Source organism: Sphingobacterium sp. JB170 (assembly GCF_900163865.1).
Taxonomy (GTDB): domain Bacteria; phylum Bacteroidota; class Bacteroidia; order Sphingobacteriales; family Sphingobacteriaceae; genus Sphingobacterium.
On the sequence record NZ_FUKU01000041.1, the window covers coordinates 1 to 25,540 of the forward strand.

The 25,540-nt window shown below is 43.1% G+C and carries 18 protein-coding genes and 1 riboswitch; of the genes, 4 read left to right on the forward strand and 14 right to left on the reverse strand.

Annotated elements, in window-relative coordinates; genetic code table 11:
* Window positions 1-102: 102 nt before the first annotated feature.
* The 4 genes from FM107_RS11890 to FM107_RS11905 all read right to left on the reverse strand — a co-directional run bounded on the left by FM107_RS11890 (window position 103) and on the right by FM107_RS11905 (window position 6,091).
* Window positions 103-1,887, reverse strand: coding sequence for an acyl-CoA dehydrogenase family protein (locus FM107_RS11890; protein WP_373407998.1), 1,785 nt, complete (start codon window positions 1,885-1,887; stop codon window positions 103-105).
* A 29-nt stretch (window positions 1,888-1,916) separates the two neighbouring features.
* A complete protein-coding gene (locus FM107_RS11895) occupies window positions 1,917-3,089 on the reverse strand; it encodes an acetyl-CoA C-acyltransferase (RefSeq protein WP_086948735.1) in 1,173 nt (390 codons plus the stop codon).
* 99 nt (window positions 3,090-3,188) lie between these two features.
* A complete protein-coding gene (locus FM107_RS11900; protein WP_086948736.1) occupies window positions 3,189-5,615 on the reverse strand; it encodes a 3-hydroxyacyl-CoA dehydrogenase/enoyl-CoA hydratase family protein in 2,427 nt (808 codons plus the stop codon).
* 26 nt (window positions 5,616-5,641) lie between these two features.
* Window positions 5,642-6,091 (reverse strand): MarR family winged helix-turn-helix transcriptional regulator, encoded by a 450-nt coding sequence (locus FM107_RS11905; RefSeq protein ID WP_086948737.1) that lies wholly within the window; start codon window positions 6,089-6,091, stop codon window positions 5,642-5,644.
* A gap of 281 nt (window positions 6,092-6,372) precedes the next feature.
* On the opposite strand from FM107_RS11905, the gene FM107_RS11910 reads away from it, so the two are divergent.
* From FM107_RS11910 to FM107_RS11920, 3 genes are all read left to right on the forward strand, one after another.
* Complete coding sequence (locus FM107_RS11910) at window positions 6,373-7,335, forward strand: isopenicillin N synthase family oxygenase (protein WP_086948738.1); 963 nt, start codon at window positions 6,373-6,375, stop codon at window positions 7,333-7,335.
* A gap of 166 nt (window positions 7,336-7,501) precedes the next feature.
* Window positions 7,502-9,319 (forward strand): sensor histidine kinase KdpD, encoded by a 1,818-nt coding sequence (locus FM107_RS11915; protein ID WP_086948739.1) that lies wholly within the window; start codon window positions 7,502-7,504, stop codon window positions 9,317-9,319.
* 26 nt (window positions 9,320-9,345) lie between these two features.
* Window positions 9,346-10,032 carry a response regulator transcription factor gene (locus FM107_RS11920; protein ID WP_179204471.1) on the forward strand — a complete coding sequence of 229 codons (687 nt, stop codon included), beginning with the start codon at window positions 9,346-9,348 and terminating at the stop codon, window positions 10,030-10,032.
* Window positions 10,033-10,208: 176 nt separating this feature from the next.
* Here FM107_RS11920 and FM107_RS11925 read toward each other — a convergent pair whose 3' ends face one another.
* The 5 genes from FM107_RS11925 to metE all read right to left on the reverse strand — a co-directional run bounded on the left by FM107_RS11925 (window position 10,209) and on the right by metE (window position 19,747).
* Window positions 10,209-14,774: an efflux RND transporter permease subunit gene (locus tag FM107_RS11925; RefSeq protein ID WP_086948741.1), complete on the reverse strand. Its 4,566-nt coding sequence runs from the start codon at window positions 14,772-14,774 to the stop codon at window positions 10,209-10,211.
* Between the two features lie 49 nt (window positions 14,775-14,823).
* Entirely contained in the window at window positions 14,824-15,927 is a 1,104-nt protein-coding gene (locus FM107_RS11930) for an efflux RND transporter periplasmic adaptor subunit (RefSeq protein WP_086948742.1), read from the reverse strand.
* Window positions 15,928-16,050: 123 nt separating this feature from the next.
* Window positions 16,051-16,422 carry a hypothetical protein gene (locus FM107_RS11935; protein WP_086948743.1) on the reverse strand — a complete coding sequence of 124 codons (372 nt, stop codon included), beginning with the start codon at window positions 16,420-16,422 and terminating at the stop codon, window positions 16,051-16,053.
* Between the two features lie 101 nt (window positions 16,423-16,523).
* A complete protein-coding gene (locus FM107_RS11940) occupies window positions 16,524-17,051 on the reverse strand; it encodes a DUF4833 domain-containing protein (protein ID WP_086948744.1) in 528 nt (175 codons plus the stop codon).
* A gap of 383 nt (window positions 17,052-17,434) precedes the next feature.
* The gene (gene metE / locus FM107_RS11945; protein ID WP_086948745.1) at window positions 17,435-19,747 is read right to left on the reverse strand and encodes a 5-methyltetrahydropteroyltriglutamate--homocysteine S-methyltransferase; all 2,313 of its coding nucleotides are present in this window, start codon (window positions 19,745-19,747) and stop codon (window positions 17,435-17,437) included.
* A gap of 73 nt (window positions 19,748-19,820) precedes the next feature.
* Window positions 19,821-19,925: riboswitch (SAM riboswitch) on the reverse strand.
* Between the two features lie 132 nt (window positions 19,926-20,057).
* Between metE and FM107_RS11950 the strand changes: the two genes are divergently transcribed.
* Complete coding sequence (locus tag FM107_RS11950) at window positions 20,058-21,227, forward strand: alpha-hydroxy acid oxidase (RefSeq protein WP_086948746.1); 1,170 nt, start codon at window positions 20,058-20,060, stop codon at window positions 21,225-21,227.
* Between the two features lie 91 nt (window positions 21,228-21,318).
* On the opposite strand, the gene FM107_RS11955 is transcribed toward FM107_RS11950, so the two are convergent.
* From FM107_RS11955 to FM107_RS11975, 5 genes are all read right to left on the reverse strand, one after another.
* Entirely contained in the window at window positions 21,319-22,083 is a 765-nt protein-coding gene (locus FM107_RS11955; protein ID WP_086948747.1) for an exodeoxyribonuclease III, read from the reverse strand.
* Entirely contained in the window at window positions 22,083-22,847 is a 765-nt protein-coding gene (locus tag FM107_RS11960) for a peptidylprolyl isomerase (protein WP_086948748.1), read from the reverse strand. Before FM107_RS11960 ends, FM107_RS11955 begins: the two co-directional genes overlap by 1 nt.
* A gap of 16 nt (window positions 22,848-22,863) precedes the next feature.
* Entirely contained in the window at window positions 22,864-23,214 is a 351-nt protein-coding gene (locus FM107_RS11965) for a hypothetical protein (protein ID WP_086948749.1), read from the reverse strand.
* A 148-nt stretch (window positions 23,215-23,362) separates the two neighbouring features.
* Window positions 23,363-23,806 (reverse strand): low molecular weight protein-tyrosine-phosphatase, encoded by a 444-nt coding sequence (locus FM107_RS11970; RefSeq protein ID WP_086948750.1) that lies wholly within the window; start codon window positions 23,804-23,806, stop codon window positions 23,363-23,365.
* Between the two features lie 87 nt (window positions 23,807-23,893).
* Window positions 23,894-25,438: a Do family serine endopeptidase gene (locus FM107_RS11975; RefSeq protein WP_086948790.1), complete on the reverse strand. Its 1,545-nt coding sequence runs from the start codon at window positions 25,436-25,438 to the stop codon at window positions 23,894-23,896.
* Between the last annotated feature and the right edge of the window lie 102 nt (window positions 25,439-25,540).

The window sequence follows — 25,540 nt, forward strand, 5'->3', positions numbered from 1 at the left end:
AGGCGTGTTCGGGACTTACACCCTAGAGTTATTGCCCATGCTGGGCACACCAAAAAAGCCCGTCATTTTTCAAAAACGGGCATCCATCGAAGGGTGAAAATCTTAGAAACAATATCCGTTTTCCTCGATAAGTTTTTTAGCCACGCGCTGTCTAGCTTCTTTCACATTAAACGGTTCCATTTTTGTGAATCTTCGTAGGCCAGCAAGCATCATTTTTAGTTCATCACCTTCAGCAAAAGAATGTAAGGCCTCTTTACCGGCCACATTCACCTTATCGTGAGCGCCGTACAAATATATCCGAGCCATATCGATAGCATAAACTGCCGCCTGCTCACCTTGTGTATGATAAATTTTTTCGGCCCGCAGCAGAATAGATTCTGCCACATAAGTGAAACCAATTATATCTGAAATATTCATGAGAATCTCTTCTTCTTTTGCGAGCGACATCATCAGTTTCTGAACTGCCGCACCAGCAATCAATAATCCTGCTTTCTTCAAATTTGCAATAACTCGTTTTTCGGGCGCAAAGATCTCTTCATCTTGATCAGAAAAATCTGGAATCGCAGTTAACTCGTTTGCTACGGCAGTCGCTGGTCCCATTAAATCGATTTCCCCTTTCATAGCGCGTTTAAGAAGCATATCAACGATTAGTAATCGATTTACCTCATTGGTCCCTTCAAAGATCCTGTTGATGCGGGCGTCTCGATAAGCTCGTTCCATTGGAGCTTCGGCAGAATAACCCATACCGCCGTATATTTGCACCCCCTCATCGACCACGTAATCGAGCATTTCCGAGCACCAAACTTTAATAATTGCACATTCAATAGCAAACTGTTCTACAGATTTAAGTTTAGCTTTTGCCTCCTCCATACCTCCAGCAACTAAAGCGAGATAGGCGTCGTCAATATTTTGCCCTGCACGATAAGTCGCTGATTCGGTCGCAAATAATCGAGTCGCCATTTCAGCCAACTTATAACGGACCGCGCCAAATTTCGATATCGGTAAATTAAACTGAATTCTTTCGTTTGCATATTTAGTCGCTTGCGATATCACCGAGCGAGCGGAACCAATTGTAGCTGCCCCGAGTTTAATACGGCCAATATTTAAAATATTAACTGCGATTTTAAATCCATTTTCGCGATCGGACAGCATATTTCCTACAGGTACAGCACAATCATTGAAAAACACCTGCCGCGTGGATGAACCTTTAATACCTAACTTATGTTCTTCGGGATTCATGGTAATGCCGCCAAAGACTTTTTCCACAATAAATGCTGTTAAATTTTTATCTCCATCGATTTTTGCGAAAACGATAAAAATATCTGCGAACCCACCATTGGTGATCCACATCTTCTGCCCATTAATCAAATAATGGGTACCTTGCTCGTTTAAAGTAGCCGACGTGCGGCCCGAGTTGGCATCAGACCCCGCGTTAGGCTCTGTTAAACAATAAGATGCTTTCCATTCTCCCGTTGTCAGTTTCGGTATGTATTTATCTTTTTGTTCCTTACTTCCATAATATAAAATTGGCAACGTGCCGATGCCGGTATGCGCCGAAAGCGCTACAGCAAAAGAGTACCCGCCTCCGACGGCGTCGGTAACCAGCATGGAGGTGTTAAAATCTTTTCCAAACCCGCCATATTCTTCGGGAATCGACACACCAAGCATCCCCAATTCTCCGGCTTTATCCATTAGGGTTTGCATCAATCCTTCTTCCTGTGAATCGATACGATCAAGTTTATTTAAGACCTCCGTATCCAGAAAATCCAAACATGTCTGACGGATCATTTTCGCCTCTTCATCGAATTCCTCGGGTATAAAAATATCTGTATATGCCGTCTCGCGGATTACAAACTCTCCTCCTTTTATTGCAATTTTCTCTGCCATATCCATTTTTAATTATTACAACATTCTCATTATAACATTTCAAATATGCCTGCTGCACCTTGACCAGTACCGACACACATCGTTACCATACCGTATTTTTCCCCGCGCCGCTTCAAATCATTTAAGACTTGAACCGTAAGCTTCGCTCCTGTACAGCCCAGGGGGTGACCAAGAGCAATGGCACCACCATTGATATTCACCCGCGTATGGTCTAGCTCTAACTCACGAATAACCGCTAAGGACTGGGACGCGAAGGCTTCATTCAACTCAATAAGATCAATATCCTCTTTCCGCAAATTGGCTTGCTTTAATGCTTTTGGAATCGCCGCGATAGGCCCAATCCCCATAATTCTTGGTGGCACACCCGCGACAGAAAAACTTACCAATCGCGCGATAGGTTCTACGTTCAACTCCTTTAACCTTTTTTCCGAGACGACTAAAACAAAAGCCGCACCGTCCGAGGTTTGCGAGGAATTCCCTGCCGTCACGCACCCATTCGCAGCGAACACGGGCCGGAGCTTCGCAAGCGCTTCAAGGTTCGAATCTGGTCGCGGTCCCTCATCAGTATCGACCACATATTCTCTGCTGGAAATTTTACCTGATTTAATATAGTTTTCTTTTATGTTGATCGGAACAATCCCCGACTGGAAGTGTCCTTCTTTAATCGCTGCAGTCGCTTTTTTATGTGAATTCAAAGCAAATGCATCTTGATCCTCGCGTGATACATTAAACTCTTTAGCAACTGCTTCTGCTGTCAATCCCATACCCCAATACCAATCAGGGTGTTCTTTTGCCACTACCGGATTCGGAACAATCTTCCACCCGCCAAAAGGCATGCCGGACATCACTTCCACACCGCCGGCGATAATACAGTCGGCCATCCCCGCTTTAATCTTAGCGACGGCAGTTGCAATCGTCTCTAGCCCAGAGGCACAATAACGATTTACAGTAACCCCAGGCACCTTCTCCGTGTTTAACCCCATAAGGGAAATCAAACGACCAACATTCAACCCTTGTTCCGCCTCTGGCATGGCATTGCCCACAATAACATCGTCAATTTGCTCTACATCCAAATTCGGAACACTAGACACCATGTGTTGTATCACTTCCGATGCGAGATCGTCTGCCCGCATAAAGCGAAAGACACCACGGGGAGCTTTTCCTATTGCTGTTCTATAACCTGCTATGATATATGCTTCCATAATGATCTATTTTACAGTGCAACACTCGAATACTCATTGCACTTCTTGACTGTTGCTTAAAATGTTATAAATTCCAATTACTTTTCTACCATTAAACCCTTAGTTCCTCAAAGGTTTCCCTTTAGTCAACATGTGCTGAAAGCGCTCCAGAGTTTTTCTTTCCCGGCATAGTTCTAAAAACGCTTTGCGTTCCATATCGAGTAAGTATTGCTCGGAAACTTCTGTTGGTGCTGAAAGATCCCCACCACACATCACCCATCCCAATTTCTCGGAAATTTTTTTGTCGTGATCGGAAATATATCCACCAGCATGCATGGAAGAGGCACCTACATACACAATGCCGAGCCCCTGGTTTCCAAGCACTTTTATATTCGTACGTGGCGCAGGTTGAACGTAACCCGCATTAGCCAGATCGAGCGCTTTGGCCTTGGCCTCAGCGAGCAAACGTTTACGATTCATCGTAATTGCGAATTTTCCTTTTTGTAGATAACCAAGCTCATAGGCTTCGACAGCCGAGGTCGATACTTTTGCTTGCCCAATGGTTAAAAAACGATCCTTCAACGTGTTTTGTACGATTTGATCGGCTTTGTATTCATCCGAAGCGCGCAAGGCGAACTCCTTTGATCCTCCGCCGCCCGGGATGACGCCAACACCGAACTCAACGAGTCCCATATATGTTTCAGCATGGAGCTGCACAAAATCCGCATGCATCGAGAATTCACATCCACCACCTAGGGTCATTTGAAATGGAGCTGCCACTACTGGAATCGACGAGTACCGAATTCGCATCGCCGTATTCTGGAACATTTGCACAGCCGTATTCAGTTCATCGTAATCTTGCTCGACAGCCATCATAAAAATCAGCCCGATGTTGGCTCCCGCTGAGAAATTTTCACCATCATTGGCGATCACAAGTCCTTTATAGTCCTTTTCCGCCATATCTATTGCTTTATTGATTCCTTGAATGACCTCACCGCCTATCGTGTTCATCTTAGTGTGGAACTCGCAGTTCAAAATACCATCCCCTAAATCGGTGATGGTCACACCACTGTTTTCCCATACCGTATTGCTTTGGCGAATATGATCGAGCACAATCAAATTTTCCGAGCCAGGAATGGGTTTATATGATTTTGATGCTATGTCATAGTAGTGCTTTACACCACTTTGTATCGTATAGAAGGATTCAAAACCCGTTTCTAACATCTCGAGTACCCAAGGGGCAACTTCGCCAGTCTGCCCTTCGAGCCGCTTCTCCTGGTTTTTTATTTTATCGAGTGTTTCGCGCACGCCTAGTGCGTCCCACACCTCAAATGGACCTAATTCCCACCCAAAACCAGCGCGCATCGCATCATCGATACGGTAGAAATCATCCGTAATTTCCGGCACCCGTCGTGAAACGTATTCAAAAAGAGGGTAGTGCATCGCGCGAAAAAATTCTGCCGCTTTGTCATCACCCTGTTCATAAACCTTCATACGTTTACGAATATCGTCGATCGGTTTTGTTGCTTCCAAGGTGGTCGATTTTATTTTCTTCTGCGGACCGTACGTAAGGGTCTTCAAGTCCAACGACAAAATGATTGATTGCCCCTTGTCATCTTTCTCTTTCTTATAAAACCCTTGCTTTGTCTTCTCACCGAGCCATTTATTTTCCACCATGTCGGTCACGAACGCCGGTAAACTAAACACACCTTTTGCTTCGTCCTCCGGTGCATTTTGCGTAAGCCCCGAAGCAACGTTCACCAACGTATCTAGACCAACAACATCTGCGGTTCGAAATGTAGCGGATTTCGGGTGTCCCATTGCTGGACCGGTATATTTATCCACTTCTTCCACCGTTAATTCTAAGGATTCAACAAGGTGCGTAATTGTAAGCATCGAATATACCCCGATTCTATTCCCTATAAATGCGGGTGTATCTTTACACAAGACAACAGTTTTGCCGAGTAATTTATCCCCAAAATCCAGGAGAAAATCAACAACATCGGGATCGGTGTCTGGCGTAGGAATAACCTCCAATAATTCCAAATATCGTGGTGGATTAAAAAAATGGGTCCCGCAAAAATTAGCTTTAAAATCCTCGGAACGATCTTCCGTCATCATGTGGATAGGAATTCCAGAGGTATTCGAAGTAATGAGCGTGCCGGGCTGTCTAAATTGTTCAACCTGATCAAACACGGACTTTTTTATATCCAAACGCTCCACGACCACCTCAATCACCCAGTCACAACTCGCTATATCTTTCATGTTATCATCAAAGTTTCCCGTTTTTATGCGCGAAACGAGGCTTTTACTATAGATTGGAGAGGGATTTGTTTTCAGCGCCGTATCGAGCGATTGGTTGACGATGCGGTTACGCACGTTCGGGTGTTGCAAGTCAAGCCCCTTACCCTGCTCTGCGGGCAAAAGCTCACGTGGAACAATATCCAATAGGAGTACCTCGACTCCAATATTTGCGAAATGACACGCAATTCTTGAGCCCATAATACCGGAGCCCAATACCGCAACTTTCTTAATATGTCTGTTCATCTTAATTATATTTTCACGTTTACAATTTAATCGACTCCTTCATTCACCTGCGGGTCGTAATCCGCTGCGAGCGTATTTACTTTTTGCAATAGTGTAACAAGCATATCGCGCTCCTTTTTTGAAATTGCCGATTCCAAATAATCATTAAACTCGCGCACAACATCTTTCGCAATCTTTCGCTTTTGTTGACCTAATTCAGTGAGATAAACTTTTACCGAACGTTTGTCCTGCGCATTTACCTCTCGGTATATAAACCCTAAAGTTTCCAAGTTGTTCAGTACCCGGGAAAGTGATGTCGTTTTTACGCCTGTCGAATTCGCTATCTGCGAAACGGAACTCCCCTCCCGATGGATGTTGATAAGGATATAACCCGCCGCTTGCGTGAATCCAAATTGCGAAGCAATGAGATTGTATTTATTAGCAACGGTTTGCCAACTTGTTTTTAGAAAATAATCAATTGTATTAGCATGGCTCATAATTAGACGTATATTTTTTACTATGCAAGCATATCAAATTTAAAGGATTACATTGAATAATCAAACTCTTTTCTTCGATAATTGGCAAACCTGGCCGTAATGCAACAAAATCAACCATTCCTCACCCTAAGATAAACAAATAGCTACCGCAGGACCTCATTGTGGAAAACTTTTAACTACTGAGCTTATAGCTGTTAGGTTAAAAAATACTTGCGTTTTGCACAAGCCATTAATATAAACTAAGAATATTCGCTTAACTTTGTCTGATAAAATTCAAGCATATGGCATTAGTAAATATCCCGCGACTCGATTTGCTTCAATTCACTAAGGGAGGTATCGAAGAACGGCAGGCGTTCATACAAAATTTAGGAAGAGCCTTTAATGAAACGGGGTTTGTAACGATCGCTGGGCACGGGTTAAGTTCCGATTTGATAAGTGAACTTTATCAAACAGTAAAAGCTTTCTTCGATCAACCCGAAGCGATTAAGAGCAAATATGAATTTCCCGAACTCGCTGGGCAGCGGGGATACACATCCAAAGGCAAAGAAAAAGCTAAAGATGCAAACACCCCAGATCTAAAAGAATTTTGGCAGCGCGGGCAAACGATAGTTAATCAAGCCTATTCAAAAACAGAATTTCCAGATAATGCGGTCGTCGAGGAGCTACCTCGCTTTAACGACGTAACCGCTGAAATTTACAAAAAGCTTGAAGATGCAGGTCGCGCGCTGTTAAAGGCTATTGCCTCGTACCTTGAGCTTGAGGAAAATTACTTTGAACAATATGTAGTAAACGGAAATTCGATCCTCCGGGCAATCCATTATTTTCCTATTGAGAACCCAGATGCAATTTCTGCCGATGCCGTTCGCGCGGGTGCACACGAAGACATTAACCTGATTACGTTGTTGATTGGCGCCAGCGCCGATGGGCTAGAAGTGTTAACCAAAGAAGGTGACTGGTTTCCTATTAAAGCTCACGGTGAGGACATCGTGGTAAATGTAGGCGATATGTTGCAGCGCCTGACCAACAATAAACTTAAGTCGACAACGCACCGCGTGGTAAATCCACCAAAAGAGCAATTAAAGACGTCGCGCTACTCGGTTCCTTTTTTCCTTCACCCAAAATCTACAATGAGCCTCGCTAGTCTAGACTCCTGTATTTCCCAAGACCATCCTAAAGTATACGAAGATTATACCGCAGGTCAATATCTAGATGAGCGTCTGCGTGAGATCGGTTTAAAAATGTAATCGAAAAAACAAGCAAAACAAACCCAACATGGCGTATCAATTAATCGACATGTTGGGTTTTCTAATTTAATTCGGGTAGTTTGCAGATAAACACATTAAATACAAACGCTTGTTAAAATGTGTTAAATGAAATGTTTAACAGTTTAGCATCTCTACTTTTGTAAAAATGAAGAAACGTAGTATTACACTGATCATCTGGCTAATGTCGATTGCGCTGCTTGGCGTAATGGCTATGCAATACTATTTTGTTCACGAATCGTACATCCAAAAATCGCAGCTTTTTGACGAGGCCGTCAGGGCATCCCTTGCAACCGTCGCCGGCCGAATTGAAAAACAAGAAGTGTACGATTTCCTCCAGCACCAACAAAAAGTTGAACAAGAAAAATACCGTCAGGAAAAAGCGCGGCACGAAAAGCTAGCCCAGCAGATAGCCTTGCAAAAAAGAATTGAGGAACTCCGTATTCAACAATACGAAGAAGAACAAGCCTTTAAAGACGAAGAAGATAAGCTAAAATCACGCTATCCACTCGTTGCGTATATTGAAAACCCGTTTTACGAAACATACGTCAAACGGAGGCGATATAATGATTTAGTAACCATCCGCGTAGTTCCCGGGGAAATTGACGGTGATATTCAAAACAACACGGTTGAAGTATATGCAACAAAGAAGTTACCGGTCGTTCCAGCGAAAGACGACAGCACACGCTATTTAGCATTCTCGAATACGTATAATACGATTAATTGGGTCGTCCGATCCCTTCCTGCGCGCGGCGATCTAAAAATAGCTCGTGAAATTCATCTACTAGAGCAACGGTTAAGACTCGATGCAGCGCAAAACATATATGATAGCGTCGCGGTGATCGGAGGGAAAAACCAGGAATTAATGTCTAGCGTGGCCGCGTCCCAACAGCTCTCGAAGAGACCTATTCAAGAACGTGTTAACGTGCGCTTGATTCGTAGCGAGCTGGATGCGGAATTAAACAAAAGGCAGATTGCTGCGCCATTCAATATGGAAGTAAGGGATGATCGAAACACGATTATATTTGAGACCATACGTAGCGTAAAACCCGAAGATGACATCAAAACACCGCGCTATAGCACACTCCTATTCGAAAACGATTTAGGTAGTTCCCCGGGACTACTATCTATTTATTTTCCAAATAAATCCTCGGTCATCAGAGATACGATGAGTTATATGCTTCTGCCAATGATTGCCCTATTAGCGCTTCTTATTGGAGCTTTTGCCTATACCCTGATTATTATCTTTCGCCAGAAAAAGATTTCGGCAATGAAGACCGATTTCATGAACAATATGACGCACGAGTTTAAGACCCCAGTTGCAACAATTATGATTGCTAGCGAGTCTTTACGCGACCCCGAAATTGCAGCCGATGAACGTCGGGTGAACCGACTTGCAAACATAATCTACGATGAAAATGTACGCCTTGGCAATCATATCGAACGAGTTTTAAACATCGCCCGTCTGGAAAAAGAAAATTTAAAAATTGAGAGGACGATCGTCCATATAAATACGTTGGTCTCGAGCGTATTGGAAAGTATGAACTTACAGTTACAACACGCAGAGGGTATACTAACGACAGACCTTAAGGCAAATGACGATTTAGTGATAGGCGATGAATTGCATCTATCTAACGTTTTCTTTAACTTAGTAGACAACGCCATAAAATACAGCAAGGGAGCCCCCCATATTACTGTAAAATCTTACAACAACAAAAACAACATTCATATCACCATCGCCGATCGAGGTATGGGGATGACAAAAGATCAAAAAGAAAAGATTTTTGATCAATTTTATCGTATACCCACGGGTAATGTGCACAATGTAAAAGGCTTCGGATTAGGGTTGAGTTACGTAAATGACATTGTTCGACGGTTGAATGGGGTGATTCAGGTGAAAAGTGAAAAAGACAAAGGCACAGTCTTTGAGTTAACTTTTCCACTAAGAAATAAATCCCAAGAGTAACCTGTATTGATAAATATAACATGCTTATGCAAAAAATATTATTAGCTGAAGATGACCCAAACTTGGGGGAACTTCTAAAAGACTATTTAGAATTAAAAGGAAAATTTGATGTCACACTCTCCCAAGACGGTGATGAGGCGCTGAATGCCTTCCGCAATGATCAGTACGACCTTTGTATTTTGGATGTTATGATGCCTAAGAAAGATGGCTTTTCACTGGGAAAAGACATCCGAAAAATGGACAAAACTGTCCCCATCATATACGCAACCGCAAAAGGCATGATGGAAGATAAAACACAGGCCTTCGAACTTGGTGGTGACGACTATATCACCAAACCGTTCCGTGTTGAAGAGCTACTACTACGCATCAATGCACTACTGAAACGCACCCAAAAGGAAAAGGACGAAGAGGTTGTTGATAAGTTCGAAATCGGAAATTACTTTTTCGATTATACGAGCCAGGTCATCTCATTTAAAGGACAACAGCAAAAACTGTCCACTAAGGAAGCTGAACTTTTACGGCTCTTATGTATATATAAAAACGACGTGCTTACGCGTGAGGAAGCGCTCGTAAAGATATGGCACGATGACAACTATTTTACAGGACGTAGTATGGATGTATTCTTAAGTAAGCTGCGAAAATACCTCAAAGAAGATCCAAACGTAGAAATTGTAAACGTACATGGTAAGGGGTATAAATTGCTGGTTAGTTAATTTTTTTTTTCAGCAAATACATAACCCTATTCGTTAAGCGCCACGGCAAGCCAAATTTCGGCCGTTGGACCTTTGTAAAACCCCAGAATTTAAAAACATATTGTTTTAGATTCTGGGGTTAATATTGTATAAATCGCAATTTATTTAACATTCAGCAATGACATCTTCTGGTGAATTTAATGCCATCCGCCACCTAATGCTTTGTAAATCACAATCTCGTTCATCATCCCCTCTTTTTGAACTTCTACCGACTCGAGCTCGGCATCCACTGCATTCTTTTGCGCGGTAATAATATCCAAATAACTGGCACGACCTGCAATAAAAAGCTCGTTCGCCGCATCTACCGCACCAGCCAAAGCCTCCACTTGCCGGGTGACAAAAGTTTCTCTTTTTTGAATATGCGCTTGCGTCTGAATAGCATTAGAAACCTCGTTATACGCATTCAACACCCGTTTTTCATATTCTAAAAAATTAATACCGTATTGCGCTTTCAACGTTTCGTATTGCATTCGAAGTTGCCGCTGATTAAAAAGGGGGGCCGTCAAACCACCGACAATTCCATACGTGACCGATTTATCAAGATTCGTCAGCTTGTCGAAACTAAATGACTGCAAACCGATATAAGGAGAAAGCGCGACCGAAGGAAGGAACGCTGCTTTGGCGGACTTCACATCAAATTCGGCCTCGATCAAATTAAAAGAAGCTTGCCGAATATCGGGACGATAAGCGATAAGCTCCATCGGTACACCCGGGTTCAACGAATTAAAAAGACGCTGATTGCTCGAATAGGAAGAACGTACGACCGGTTCATTAAAATGACCCGTTAAGGAGTTAATATGATGTTCAAGCGTAGTGATTTCTTGCTTAACACGCTCACGTTCGGCCTGCCCGTTGGCGACAACAGCTTTGAATTGCTGCACGCCTAGTTGAGTAGCACGTCCAGCTTCCTTTTGCAGCTCGGAAATTTCCAGTGCACGTTGATTTAAATCGATATTATTGTCGTACACCTTAATTTTTGCGTCCAAGCTGATTAACTCATAATATGCTGATGCGATATTGGTAATGATCTCGGTCTCAATAAGCCTACGCACCTCATTTTCGGCCAATAGCGCGTTGAATGCAGCATGCTTACGGCTTTTGATTTTACCCCAAAGATCGAGTTCCCAAGAAGCCCGTACCCCGACAAAAAAATCAGGCACTATTGGTCCTGGAACCTTTTCATCATCGGCGAGGTTATCAGAAAAATTGGTATCGTAATTTCCAATACCCGATTCGGTATAAAAACCATACTTCTGCAAACCAGCTTCTGCTGCCGCATCGAGCGTCGGCGATAAAGCGGCTTTACGCTGTTTGAATCTGGCCTGTACCATTTCGATTCGTTTCAATGCCTGTTGTATGTCGTAATTGTAAACCAAAGCAGTGTCAATTAGCCTCTTCAGGTTCTCATCATCAAACACTTCATGCCAGGGTAACTGTGCGAGGGATGTCGTATCATCCGAGGCATTATTGGAAAGTGAATCAAACCGACTAGGCATCGATCGATGTTCGGCCTTTTCCAATTGCTTGGGTGTGCTGCACGATACAGCGAATAATCCAATAAGCAGCACGGTGATCACTTGTGGGGCTATTTTTTTCCTTTTTATTTTTTTCTGTTTTGAAAACAGCACAAAAAGACCGGGTATAATTATAATACCCAAGAGCGTACCCACTAACATCCCGCCTACTGACGCGGTACCAATCGTACGGTTTCCAATCGCACCAGCGCCACTTGCCAACATCAAAGGAATTAATCCCGCAATGAAAGCAAAAGAAGTCATGAGAATTGGCCTCAATCGTGCATACGCACCATCAATAGCAGCCTGAATAACATTCATCCCCTGTTTCTGTTTTAAAACTGCATATTCCACAATTAAGATTGCGTTTTTACCTAATAGCCCGATAAGCATCACCAGCGCTACCTGTGCATAGATATTATTTTCTAGTCCAAAAACTTTCAAGAAAAAGAATGCTCCCGCGATACCAGCCGGTAAACACAGAATAACAGGAAGCGGTAAAAGGAAGCTCTCGTATTGTGCCGCCAACAGGAGGTACACAAAAACCAAACATAATGCAAAAATATAGATAGCCTGATTTCCAGAGATAACCTGCTCCCGGGTCATCCCGGACCATTCCACAGAATACCCTTGTGGCAATGACGCGGAGAGCTTTTCAATCGTTTCGATTGCCTGCCCCGTACTAAAGCCTGGTGCGGGCTGCCCGGTCACCATCGCTGAAGTAAACATATTATATCGTGTGATTTGCTCCGGGCCGTAGATACGCGTCATAGTGATAAATGAAGAATAAGGAACCATCTCACCTTGGTCGGTCCGCACATACAAATTTAAAACATCTTCTGGACGCTGCCGGTAATGTGGATCAGCCTGTACCATGACTTTATACATCTGTCCATAACGAATAAAGTTAGTCGCATAAAAACTCCCCATCAGCGTTTGAAGCGTACTCATGGCATTTTCCACCGAGATACCACGTTTGGCAGCCATATCATAATCAACATTAAGCATATACTGCGGGAAGCTCACATCGAAACTCGACGAAGCCGACTCAATCGCGACGGAAGCGTTCATATCTTCGATGAACTTATCGACAACTTCAGCCGTCTGTGATAAATCTTCATTACCACTTCGATCCAAAATACGCATTTCAAAACCTGCCGCATTACCAAAACCAGGCACAGTTGGTGGCGGGAAAAACTCAATTTCAGCATCGGCAATATGGGCCGTCTTGGCCCGTAGCTCGACCATCACATCATCGATCGAAACCGAACGATCATCCCAAGATTTCAAGTTAATCATACCCATACCGTACGATGCGCCGGACACCTCGGTCAAAATACTATAGCCTGCCAAGGTCGACACGGTCTCCACAGACTCCAATTCTCTGGATATGCGATCAACTTCGTCCAAGGCACGTTCCGTACGGTCAACCGTAGCGCCTGGAGGGGTGGTCACGCCCACATAGATCATCCCCTGATCTTCGGTCGGGATAAAGCCCGACGGAAGTATTACACTTGTTCCCCATGTTGCAACAAAGAACAACACCAATAGGCCCACGGTAATAATACGACGTCCAACAATTTTTGCTAAAAGCCCTTTATAACGGCCGGCTATCTTTTCATAAGCACGATTAAACTTTTTGAAAAAGCGACTCAGTAAGCTGTTAGAAGGTTTCTGGTCATGCGGTGAACGTAGCATAAGCGCACAAAGCGCAGGCGTTAAAGTCAACGCATTGATGCCCGATATCACGATCGCGGAGGCAAGTGTCAAAGAAAACTGCCGATAGAATATACCGACCGGACCCGATAAAAAAGCTACTGGAACAAACACAGCAGACATTACTAAAGTAATAGCGATAACCGCTGTACCCACCTCCTTCATCGCTGCAAGAGTCGCTTCCATTGGTGGCAGATGCTCTTCCTCCATTTTCGCATAAACAGCCTCGACAACCACAATACCATTATCCACCACGATTCCGATGGCAAGCACCAGGGCAAACAGCGTTAAAAGGTTGATCGAAAAGCCCATCATTTGCATAAAAAATAACGCGCCGATTAAACTCACGGGCACGGCTAAAATAGGGATAATAGTCGCCCGGAAGTTTTGCAAGAAAACGAACACCACAATAAATACCAGTAAGAAAGCCTCGAGCAATGTTTTTATAACACTTGCTATGGATGCGTCAAGAAAGCGCGACACATCATAGCCCATGGTAAAGGTCATACCCGGAGGAAAGGTTGATACTTTGAGCTCTTCCATTCGATCTTTGACACGCCGGATAACCTCCTGCGCATTGGATCCCGGAAGTTGTTTCAGCATAATCGAGGCAGATGGACGTCCATCTGTTTTAGAAACCATCTCGTAGTCTAGTGAACCAAACTCAACGTCCGCCACATCGCGAATACGTATGATTGATCCATCACTATGCGCGCGAATTGGCACGTTCGCATATTCTTCGGCTTCCGTAAACTTACCAGGATAACGCAACACATATTGTTGCATATTCACCGTCTTATCTGAGCTAATCCCGGTTTGACCTGGTGCTGCCTCAATGTTTTGTCTCCGCAAAGACTCAATCACTTCGTCGGGCGATATCTCGTAGGAAGCTAACCGATCTGGTTTCAACCAAACACGCATCGCATAATCGCGCATACCCATGATTTGGGCAAAACCCACACCTTCAATCCGTTTTAGCTCCTTAAGGATATTAATATCCGTGAAGTTGTAAATAAAACGCTCATCAGCGGTCTCATCCGAAGTGTAAACATTCAAATACATCAACATACTGTTCACTTCTTTTTCCGTGGTCACACCAGCACGAATTACCTCTTCGGGTAACTCATCAAGCACCGTTGTTACCCGGTTTTGCACATTAACAGCCGCGACATCAGGATCCACACCAACTTTAAATGCCACTTGAATAAGGGTCGTTCCGTTATTCGTTGTCACTGTATTCATTGACGTCATACCTGCAACACCATTGATGGCTCGCTCTAGTGGAATTGCCACGGCATTCGTACTTACCTCGGCATTGGCTCCTGTGTAATTTGCCGTTACCACCACCGAAGGGGGCACAATATCCGGGAACTGCGTAATAGGCAGTGTAAATAGGGCTAGCGCTCCTAACAGGGTGATAAAAAGCGATATCACTAATGAAAGAATCGGCCGCTTTATATAGGTCTCAAACATAAATATTTCAAATAATCGTTCTACTTAATCGTCCAATATGGGCTACTCATTACTTTTTAGTTTCCCGTATTTTCATTCCATCGCGCAAGCCTTGCACACCTTCATAAACAATGCGTTGCCCTTTGTCCAGGCCACCCTCGACCACATAATAATGGCCGACACGCGCGCCGGAAAGGAACGGTGTCATCGTTACCGTCTCATCCTCATTTACCACGTATACATAGGCTTTATCTTGGATTTCTACAACTGATTTTTGATGAACGAATCGCGTTTCACCCGTAGAAACAGGAACACCAATTTTGCCCGAAGCGCCATGCTTCAACAGCCCCTCTGTATTTGGAAACTCTGCACGAAGCGAAATAGATCCGGTATTGGGCTGAAATTCGCTCTCTACGATGCGCGCTTCGCCGGTATGCCGGTATTCTTGTCCATTGGCGAGTATCAATTTTACTTTTCGCCGAAAATTATTACTTGAAAAACTCGAGTCATTTGCAAGATTCAGATACTCCGCCTCGGAAATATCAAAATACACGTTGACGGCATTTAGATCGGAAATGGTGGTAATCAAGGACCCTTCATCCAGCAAAGAGCCCGCTTTAAGGAGAATTCTGTTGATACGTCCATTAAATGGTGCGCGTATTGCCGTCTGCGATAGCTTTGTACGCGCTTGACTTAAGACCGCCTTCGCCTCTTCTACTTTAGATAACACGGCCTTATATTGCACACCCATGAGTTCTTTTTCCGTGTGTGAAATGATATTTTTATCAACCAATTTAGCCGTGCGCATTTTTTCTAATTCGACTTTCTTGGCTTCAGAAATCGCAATATTCAACGCTGCCTCGGCCTTGGCGTAATCCGCCTTGTACTCTTCATCATTCAACTTAAACAATACCTGACCGGCTTGTACCACAGCACCTTCATCCACATAAATTTTATTTAAAAAACCGCTTAAACGAGAACGCAGCTCCACATTCTTCACCGCTTGTATATCGGCTATATATTCTTTAAAAATAGTCGTATCCTGAACGGACAATTCAACCACGGGAACCTTTCTTGCTGGGTCCGTCTTATTCTCCGTACTGTTAACCGTACAGCTACTCACAAGTATTATTACTCCAGCTAGTGGAGTAAGAAATGAAAAAAATGTATTCATATCGAATAGAAATTATAAAAATGATCAAAAAGGTATATGCCCACCACAAAAAAGCGAACATAGTTCACTCATCCTATGTGAGTAAAAGGTCCCTAAGAATTTGGAAGTAGTAGAAAAGAGAGCCTAATAGAGGTGAAAAAGATGCAGGTATTTATAGTAGCCCAGCGTTATATGAAGCTTCGTGCCGTCATAGGTAGGATGTCTTAATTGCTCGCAAAGGAACCAGACACTAAACACAAACCCCGTCAAAAGGATAAATAGGGGGATTAAATGAAGATTAGTGGAAATTACACGATACTCATCATAAAGTATATGTACATCAGTGGAATTTTTGTCAATTGGAATCTCCAAAACGTCATCCAAAACGAATTCTAGGATCGACTCGCCGTTCAATATCGGGGAATGCACATGTGTAGTCGTTCCTGTCCCTGCCTCGTAGGCAAGAATATTGACATAACACAAAAGAACCAACCAGTGTACCAGCTTAAATAACATGCACTGCAAAGCTAGTAAGGGAATGAATCTTCGACAATACCGATTTGTAAAAAACCTGTTAATTTAGCGCCGCACTTGTCAAAAACTTGTTACCAACCCACTTATTGCGGGATCAGTTTTTCCACGAGAGAATGTCCCGCCGAATCTTCGCCGTAGAACAATATATAATCGAGGCGCGTATTCAGACCCGACGTTCCTTCGGTTTGATGGAGAAACATACGTTCGAGAAAAATTTCCTGCCCATTCACCTTCGTGCGAACCCGCGGTTTTTTTTCACGAAGATCTAAAATAAAAATTTGACTCCCATGTCCTGCCATCGTGAATTCATAACGCTTATCATTAACATATCTACCCTTCACACCGTAAGCGAATAGATTTTGAACGCGCGTGAGGCCTTTAATAGCATCATCCTCGTCAAATAACTGACGACGAACTGCAACTGGATCTACTCGGTTGAATGGACCGTCTTTTTGAAAGTTTAACGAATAAAGAAAAGTGTTATGCCCGCGATTGTGCTGCACATAAAAAAGTAGATTTTCCACCTTAGGTACCGGATAGCCCGTCTGTCCAAACAGATTAGTTGACAACAGAAGGAATAAAGCGATTACAGAACATCCTGCTCTATGCATATAATTAAGCTAGTTGACGGCCATGATTAGCTATTTAAAGCTAGCCAAAATATTATTTATTTTTTCCCCAGAAGTTTCATCACCAACCATAAAACTAGTGCTATCACCAAAACAACGACGATAACACCAGACCACACTCCTGCTTTAAATATACCGCCAATCAGTTCACAGCTAGTAAGTGACAGTGTTAGAAAAACGAACCCGACAATATTGACAAACATTTTCATAATTATCTCCTTTTACGGAAGAACAATCAATCAAAGAAAAAGTTACGTCCCTTCCAAAATATCTATCCGTCCTGAGCAAGTAGCGAAGGCTTAAAAACAAAAACAGCCTGAAGAAAGACTCCAGACTGTTTTCTATTTTATAATACTAATTGCTTTTTATTCAGCGCGTAAAATTTTAGCGGCTTCTACCATTGACTGCAAAGCGGCTTTCGTCTCTGGCCATGCACGGGTTTTTAAACCACAGTCTGGATTTACCCATAACTGTTCCGCAGGTACAACTGCTTTAGCTTTGCGCAATAGATCGACCATCTCTTCCGTACTTGGCACACGTGGTGAGTGAATATCGTAAACACCAGGTCCGATATCGTTCGGATATTTGAATTCACCAGCGAATGCATCCAACAGTTCCATTTGGGAACGAGAAGTCTCGATCGTGATCACGTCAGCATCCATCGCCGCGATATCTTGAATAATATCGTTGAACTCCGAATAACACATATGCGTGTGGATTTGCGTATCATCGTCTACATTTGAAGAAGAAACACGGAAAGCACGAACAGCCCAATTTAAATATTCTTGTTGATCAGCCTTACGTAAAGGTAAACCTTCACGGATTGCTGGTTCGTCAATCTGTATAATTTTAATTCCCGCTTTCTCTAATGCTTGAACCTCATCAAGAATTGCTAAAGCAATTTGATAAGTTGTGGTCGAGCGCGGTTGATCATTACGCACGAAAGACCATTGCAAGATTGTTACCGGTCCTGTTAGCATACCTTTTACAGGACGGTTTGTCAAAGTTTGCGCGTACGCTGACCAACGAACCGTCATATCTTCTGGACGGTAAACGTCACCGTAGATCACCGGTGGCTTCACGCAACGTGAACCGTAAGATTGAACCCATCCGTTTTTTGTGAAGGCATATCCCGCTAATTGTTCGCCGAAATATTCAACCATATCATTACGCTCAAACTCGCCATGAACCAAGACGTCGATATCTAGATCTTCTTGAAGACGGATCGTTCTTTCGGTCTCTTCAGCGATCTCTTTGTCGTACTGCTCTTGGTTAATATTTCCCTTTTTAAGGTCAGCTCTCCATTTACGGACATCCTTGGTTTGTGGAAAAGATCCGATTGTCGTTGTCGCAAACGCGGGTAAATTAAATTTCGCCAGCTGCGCCGCTTTACGCGTTGCAAATACTGATGTACGTTTTGCATCCTCATCAGTGATATTCGCCGTACGTTCTTTAACCTCTGGTCTGTGAATCAAAGACGATGTACGGCGGCTCTCTGCGGCAGCTTTGTTCGCTTGGAATCGCTCCTGCGTTTTTACATCTACCGGCCCATCGCTTAGTATCGCAAGATCCTTAACTTCCGCTAATTTCTGTTTAGCAAATGCTAACCAATTTTTTACTTGCGCTGGTAGCGATTCTTCGTTGTCTTCATTATCTAAATCAAATGGAACGTGTAATAAAGAAGAAGATGGTCCAACCCAAACACGATCGACACCTAATGCATCAACCGCTTGCTTAATTTTTGTCAACGATTGTTCGTAATCGTTTTTCCAGATATTTCTGCCTTCAACGATCCCTAACGATAATGTTAACGATGCGGGAACTTTCGGCAATACCGTGTCTAATTGGTTTTCACCGCGAACAAGGTCAAGGTGAAGAGCGTGCACTGGTAAATTTAATGCGGTGTCTTCGTTATCACCTAATGCCTCAAAATACGTCGCTACAACTAACTTCGCCTCTTTTGCAGCGCTCGCTAATCTTGTAAACACTTTACCGTATAGTTCACGTGTTTGCTCATCTAGGTCTAAAGCTAAAAACGGTTCATCAATTTGTATATTTTTTGCCCCAGCATCAGCTAGTTTACCTAAGATTTCTTCATAAACAGGCAATAAACGTTCGATTAAATCGATACGGTTAAATCCCGCTTCCTTCTCTTTACCGACTAAAAGGTAAGTGATAGGGCCAATTAATACCGGTTTGGTTTCAATTCCTAATTTTTTAGCTTCGTTATATTCGTTTAGAAATTTCTCTGATGTCAGTTTGAATGTTTGATCCTTTACAAATTCAGGAACAATATAATGATAGTTCGTATCGAACCATTTGGTCATTTCCATTGCCGTCACGTCCACGCCATCTTGCTGAAAGCCACGCGCCATTGCAAAATATAGATCTAAGTTATACTGACGATCTACTTTATTTAAAAGCGAGTTGTAACGTGCAGGAATTGCGCCTACAGTTAAAGACAGATCTAATACTTGATCGTAAAATGAGAAATCGTTCGACGGTATTAAATCAATACCAGCCTCCTGTTGTGTTTTCCAATTGCCTTCGCGAATTTTCTGCCCTGCTTGTAGTAACTCATCTGCGCTGATTTTTTTAGCCCAATATGCTTCATTGGCTTTTTTCAATTCGCGGAACGCACCCACACGCGGGTAACCTAAATTGTTTGTTAATAACATAAATGTGTGCTTGTTAAATTTTTCTTTCCTTAAATATTGATGCTTGGCGAGAAGGACACTAGAACAGTATCTCAGCTTATCTTTCTCCGCTATTTGCAGAGTAGAATGTAGCACCTTGTCAATGGACAGGTTGCTAAGGCTTCAGCGGGTCTATTCCCTCGGCCTTTCTCTATAAGCGCTGCTAATATAGGCATAACAAATTAAATTACAAAAATTAATAACCGACAAATAACAGAACAGCCCTGTACAGGATGGTCAATTAATGATTAGTGCGTATATTCGGAACCATTATTATAAAACCCTGGTATTCATGAGTAAAAAAATTACGTATACATATAATTCTAGATACCCTTCAGTAGCAGACTTAAGAAAGAAGGCTAAGTCACGTATCCCTAAGTTTGCATTCGACTACTTAGAGGGTGGGGCGAACGAAGAATTAAACCTCGCTAGAAACGAGAGTGATTTCGATGATATATATCTAAAACCACAGTATCTCCACGTGGCAGGCGACATTGATATGTCGGTTGAACTTTTTGGTCGGCGTTATAGCGCTCCTTTTGGTATCTCTCCAATTGGTTTACAAGGATTAATATGGCCAAACGCCCCCGAAATTCTTGCAAAAGCTGCCGCCAAACACGACATCCCTTATACATTAAGCACCGTATCAACGAGCAGTATTGAGCGAATAGCAGAAGTTTCTGACGGCAAGGCTTGGTTTCAACTTTACCACCCCACAGAAAACCAGTTGCGCGACGACATCCTCCGCCGATTAAAAGATGTTGAATGTCCAGTTTTAGTAGTCTTGGTGGATGTCCCATCATTCGGTCTGCGATATCGCGAGATTAAGAGTGGCCTTTCGATGCCTCCAAAAATGAATATCTCCAACATCTTTCAAGCGATGATTAGGCCGACCTGGGGCATAAAAACATTGCAACACGGGATCCCTTCATTTGCAACCCTCAAACCCTACATGGAGAAAGGGTTAGACTTAAACCAGCTGGGCAAATTTATGAATCGAACATTCACCGGAAAAGTGAATTACGAAAAAGTTAAAGCCATACGTGATATCTGGAAAGGACCGCTCGTATTAAAAGGAATCACCACAGAGCAGGACCTGCAAGCGGCCATTGAACTCGGTGCGGATGGCGTAATCGTTTCCAATCACGGTGGGCGTCAGATTGATGCTGGAGAGTCTTCCATCAGATCGTTGATCCAGCTTAATGCAAATCACGTTTATAAAGAGAAGATAAAAATTATGGTTGATGGCGGAATACGCTCAGGAGTAGATTTAGGACGCGCGCACGCTGTGGGTTCGGACTTCAACTTCATGGGAAGACCATTTATGTATGGTCTTGGCGCATTAGGTGATCAAGGAGGCGATCACACCATAACCATGTTTAAAGCACAGCTTTATCAAGTTATGCAGCAGTTAACATTGGAAAATATATCACAGTTCCCCGGGCGCTTGATACAACGATAAACCCGCCAAAACGATTTTTTATTTTAGAGCAGGCCACCCCCGACCTGCTCTAAAACCAACAGGAAACCAATCGACTATTAAAGCATCATTGCTAACGTAACTCCAAAAGTACCGGGCAGTGATCTGAATGTACCGCCGAAGGTATAATTTCGGCAGCGACCATTCGATCAGAAAGCGCGGTAGAAACCATATTGTAATCAATACGCCAACCTAAGTTTCGTGCTCGTGCCCCCGCTCGGTAGCTCCACCAAGTATAGTTATCCGGTTCAGGATGAAAATGCCGAAACGAATCAACATATCCCGAATTGATAAAGTTCTCCATCCATTCCCTTTCTGCAGGCAGAAACCCAGAACTATTCGCATTGGATTTCGGGTTATGAATATCAATTGCACGGTGACATATATTATAATCCCCGCAGACAACTAAATTTGGTCGTTCAAGTAGCAGTTTATCACTATACTGCTGAAAATCGTCCAAAAACATATATTTGAAATCTTGCCGCACGCTTCCTGTTGTCCCAGAAGGGAAGTAGGTACTCATGACGGACACGTCCTCGAAGTCGGCCCGAATAACCCTCCCCTCAAAGTCATAATCTTCATGTCCACATCCGTATTCCACTTTGGTTGGAGTAATCCGGGTAAAGATCGCTGTGCCGCTATACCCTTTCTTTTGTGCTGGATACCAATAATGCTCATAACCTAACTGCTCTAATAGAGCAATCTCCGGTATCTGATCGGGCGTTGCTTTAATCTCCTGTAAGCAAACAACATCTGCATCAACACGCTTAAGCCATCCCAACCAATCTTTCTTTAAGGCTGCGCGCAATCCGTTTACATTATATGTTATTATCTTCATTAGTAATTTGGTGAGGAAAATAGGTCAAAAAATTTAGTTATGGCTCCATTTTTAGCCGGTAGTCCCGCTTGCTCTCTTTCGAGATTTAGTGCTTCCCGCCTACTTAATACTTTCATCTTCATCCGGACATCTTCTACAGGGCGATCCCGCCTATCCGTCTCCATGGAAGCGATTTTGTCAATGATTTCCAATCCCTCGATCAGCTCACCAAAGACTGTATAATTATTATCCAAGTGCGGCGTTCCGCCAATCGTTGAATAGGTTTCACGTTGCAGAGGCGTTAGCTTTTCACCTTTCAAACGGAACTGTTCGAGCGAGTCTAGTGCCGGCTGGGTGAACACATGACCCTGAACCAGATAAAACTGTGAGGCCGAAGAGCGCTTGGCGGGATTGTTGTCACGAGCAGCGCCAATAGCCCCTTTCTTATGAATTAGCGTATCCTGAATCTCGGCTGCCAGTGTATAATCGGGACCTCCTTCGCCTAATTCTTGCATCTGGGCGGCGAACTTAGAATCCGGATCTCCACCTTGCACCATAAAGTTTTCAATCACCCGATGAAACATTAAATCCTCGTAGAAACCCTCACGGACCAATTTCACAAAGTTGTCACGGTGTTTTGGCGTTGCATTATATAGTTTCAAAAGACAGTTTCCTTTATCGGTTTCGATATGCACGTAATGATATACCGGTTTTTTCGCCAGCGCACTCGCGGAAATAAACAAACAAAATGTAAAAAGTAGAATCTTCTTTAATAGTTCCTTCATGCGTGTTTTTTAATCATTAGGATAGTTCGTATGTATCCTGAAAATAATCAATTATAAGTGACTTCATTATTAACTCCTGCTCGAGTAGTGTATAGTTGGGTATTTGCTTGATCAGCTCCCAGTGCGGCCAGCCGTCCTCATCAAGCCCTTTTAGGTCGTAGAACCCCATTGCACTAAACATCCGGCAAGTGGCAATATGCATAAGTTCTTCCTTCTCCCTTTTGGAGAATTCCTGCGGCCCCTTACCCAACTCCTGTACACCGATCAAAAAAAGCATTACTTTCATATCGGGAAAATCCATATCGAACTCCTTCGCAATCGTAGCTTGTAGGATAGCCCATTTTTTATTTACTTCAGATGCCTTCATTTTAATTTTTTAATTCATGACATTTTAGTCAAAAAGAATAATAACAGCCTTTTTGTTCGCTAATTCATCATGGCAAAAATAGGAATATAATAATGAATTCTACCACACCCAAATGATATAACAAATGCCAAGCAGGAAAGGCCTAAAATTAATTTTCGCTTTTTAAATCGCGCAACAATTCTTCACAACGGTTTTCGATCATCTGGTACACGGCCTCAAATTGACTCGCATCAAAGTACGGGTCAGGAACATCCCCTTCAAGCAGAAACTTCGATACTTTTTCTTGATCTTCGTCGTTTCGTGCTAAGGCAATAACATCATCATAGTTATTTTCATCCATCACGAAGATACGGTCATAATCATCGAAGAATGATGTCTGAAATAATTGTGCCTTTTGCGCGGTTATATCGATACCGTGCTTTTTAGCTATAGCGACGGAGCGTCGATCGGGCTGCTCGCCTACATGCCAATCCCCTGTACCTGCAGAATCGATCGTCCAATCGAGACCTTCTTTCTCCACAAGATTTGTGAACACACCGTGCGCTAAAGGTGATCTACATATATTGCCTAAACAAACCATCAGTATCTTCATATGACCAAAAATACAATTATTCGCCCGATAGCAAAAAAAAAGGTGGACCAAAACAAGTCCACCTTAATTTATATCCTTTAATTCATTCTAATATTCGATCGGGAAATTAAATTCTACCGTTCCATTCTCAGAAACACCAGTGATGCGTACGATATTCCGTTTCGTATCGCCTAATGCAGACTCAACTTGATCTACATTATTAACAGGCTTACCATTAACATGTGTCACAATTAGACCGCGTTCCACGCCGAAGTAACCAAAGATACCCTCACGGTGTACTTGCGTTACAACAACACCAGAACTAATGTCATATTGTTTTTTCTGCGCGGCGCTGGCAGGCTTGAAGCTTGCGCCAAGTTTATTGAAGATTTCTGTCGCACTTTTATTGCTTCCGGCAGCTTCTTCTTTGGCTTTCGCTTCTAATCCTTTGAGTGTCAAGGTTACGTCTTTTTCTTTACCGTCACGCTTATAGGTGACTTTTACTTTATCACCTGGACTTAAGCGCGCAACACGCTCTTGCAAATCAGAGGATGAGATCACCGTTTTCCCTTCTACCTTGGTAATGATATCACCTTTCTTGATACCGCTGCTTGCGGCTGCGCCGTCCTCCACAACATCTAATACAAATAACCCTTGAACATCATCGATATTATACTTCTCGCGAATTTGCTCATCAACCTCGCGGAAACTAACACCAACGTACCCACGCTGTACAGTACCGAATTCCTTAAAATCGTCAACAATTTTTTTCACGAGGTTAACTGGGATCGCAAACCCGTATCCCGCATAGACGCCTGTTGGGGAGGCAATAGCTGCGTTAATACCGATTAACTCGCCACGCGCATTAACTAACGCCCCTCCACTATTCCCTTTATTAATAACCGCATCGGTTTGAATAAACGACTCCACGGCGGTTCGGGCGATCGGTTCCTCCTGCTGCTGTCGGTAACCATATGGCGATTGTTGCTGTTCACCGAGGATACCAATCTGGCGTCCCTTGGCACTAACAATTCCTGCGGTAACCGTGGACTGCAAACTTAGCGGGTAACCTACGGCAAGAACCCATTCGCCAATTCGAACATTGTCAGAGTCACCGAATTTAACAAATGGAAGTTTTGTTGCATTAATTTTTATTAATGCCAAATCAAAATCTGGATCTCGTCCTATAACCTTGGCTTCATACGTACGTTGATTGGTTAATTTAACCTCAATCTTATCAGCATCTTCCACCACGTGGTTATTGGTGACAATATAACCATCATTCGAGATCATCACACCCGATCCCGAAGCCATCGCTTGCTGTGGCCGTGATTGACGACGTTGCTGCGGCATACCGAAAAACTCCTCGAACATATCAAATGGAGACCCTTGACCACCACGTTGATTACCACGGCTAGTCATCGTTACGCGAATATGAACCACACCAGGAGAAACTGCTGCTGCTGCCTCTGTAAAATCAGGGTTTCCAGTTGAAGATAGCATTTCAGGAAGCGGGTTGCTCGCATAATATACATTTTGCTTTTCTTCAAAACTCATCTGTTCGGCTTGCTTACTTTCAAATAGCTTATACCCCCCTATAGCTACAGCACCGCCTACCAAAGCAGTTATTAATGTAATTCCTATTTTCTTCATATTATCTATATTTACCTTTATCTTTAAAAAATATTTATTGTTATATCTGGTTTTATTCAAAAGTAGTACCATCGGCACGGTCTGTCAACTATTTGGCAGTTA

Bases quoted from the DNA above. Each gene is read 5' to 3' on its own strand.
- FM107_RS11890 (WP_373407998.1), bottom strand. From the start codon at position 1,887: ATGGCAGAGAAAATTGCAATAAAAGGAGGAGAGTTTGTAATCCGCGAG.
- FM107_RS11895 (WP_086948735.1), bottom strand. From the start codon at position 3,089: ATGGAAGCATATATCATAGCAGGTTATAGAACAGCAATAGGAAAAGCT.
- FM107_RS11900 (WP_086948736.1), bottom strand. From the start codon at position 5,615: ATGAACAGACATATTAAGAAAGTTGCGGTATTGGGCTCCGGTATTATG.
- FM107_RS11905 (WP_086948737.1), bottom strand. From the start codon at position 6,091: ATGAGCCATGCTAATACAATTGATTATTTTCTAAAAACAAGTTGGCAA.
- FM107_RS11910 (WP_086948738.1), top strand. From the start codon at position 6,373: ATGGCATTAGTAAATATCCCGCGACTCGATTTGCTTCAATTCACTAAG.
- FM107_RS11915 (WP_086948739.1), top strand. From the start codon at position 7,502: ATGAAGAAACGTAGTATTACACTGATCATCTGGCTAATGTCGATTGCG.
- FM107_RS11920 (WP_179204471.1), top strand. From the start codon at position 9,346: ATGCAAAAAATATTATTAGCTGAAGATGACCCAAACTTGGGGGAACTT.
- FM107_RS11925 (WP_086948741.1), bottom strand. From the start codon at position 14,774: ATGTTTGAGACCTATATAAAGCGGCCGATTCTTTCATTAGTGATATCG.
- FM107_RS11930 (WP_086948742.1), bottom strand. From the start codon at position 15,927: ATGAATACATTTTTTTCATTTCTTACTCCACTAGCTGGAGTAATAATA.
- FM107_RS11935 (WP_086948743.1), bottom strand. From the start codon at position 16,422: ATGTTATTTAAGCTGGTACACTGGTTGGTTCTTTTGTGTTATGTCAAT.
- FM107_RS11940 (WP_086948744.1), bottom strand. From the start codon at position 17,051: ATGCATAGAGCAGGATGTTCTGTAATCGCTTTATTCCTTCTGTTGTCA.
- metE (WP_086948745.1), bottom strand. From the start codon at position 19,747: ATGTTATTAACAAACAATTTAGGTTACCCGCGTGTGGGTGCGTTCCGC.
- FM107_RS11950 (WP_086948746.1), top strand. From the start codon at position 20,058: ATGAGTAAAAAAATTACGTATACATATAATTCTAGATACCCTTCAGTA.
- FM107_RS11955 (WP_086948747.1), bottom strand. From the start codon at position 22,083: ATGAAGATAATAACATATAATGTAAACGGATTGCGCGCAGCCTTAAAG.
- FM107_RS11960 (WP_086948748.1), bottom strand. From the start codon at position 22,847: ATGAAGGAACTATTAAAGAAGATTCTACTTTTTACATTTTGTTTGTTT.
- FM107_RS11965 (WP_086948749.1), bottom strand. From the start codon at position 23,214: ATGAAGGCATCTGAAGTAAATAAAAAATGGGCTATCCTACAAGCTACG.
- FM107_RS11970 (WP_086948750.1), bottom strand. From the start codon at position 23,806: ATGAAGATACTGATGGTTTGTTTAGGCAATATATGTAGATCACCTTTA.
- FM107_RS11975 (WP_086948790.1), bottom strand. From the start codon at position 25,438: ATGAAGAAAATAGGAATTACATTAATAACTGCTTTGGTAGGCGGTGCT.